The 395-nt window shown below is 63.5% G+C and carries 1 protein-coding gene; it reads left to right on the forward strand.

Going from position 1 to position 395, the window contains the following annotated elements; genetic code table 11:
• The coding region (locus D7Y13_RS44495) for an amidohydrolase family protein (RefSeq protein ID WP_147452783.1) at positions 1 to 361 on the forward strand (361 nt) is incomplete at its 5' end.
• Between the last annotated feature and the right edge of the window lie 34 nt (positions 362 to 395).

Consider the following 395-nt stretch of genomic DNA (forward strand, 5'->3'; position numbering starts at 1 on the left):
TGCTCCACATGCGCCCTACGAAAAGGAGGTCGAGCTCGACCAGGCGCCCTTCGGCATCCTCGGGTTGGAGACGGAGTTTGCGATTTTTTGCGAGGTGCTCGTGCATCAGCGCAAGGCGATCGGCCTGCCCCGGCTCATCGAACTGCTGACGATCAATCCCGCGAAGCTGCTGCGCATCGACCGCGGCACGCTTTCCGTGGGCGCGCCGGCGGACGTCACGCTGCTCGACCCCGATCTCGAATGGACCTACGACCTGGGCCGGACCTGTTCGCCATCGCGCAACTCGCCATTCCATGGGCAAACCTTCCGTGGGCGCGCGGTGCGGACGATTGTCGGCGGCAGGACGGCCTGGAAATTGTAATATTCACGCCGTGCATCCCGGCACAAAGAATTGC

The organism is Corallococcus praedator, from assembly GCF_003612125.1.
GTDB lineage: Bacteria > Myxococcota > Myxococcia > Myxococcales > Myxococcaceae > Corallococcus > Corallococcus praedator.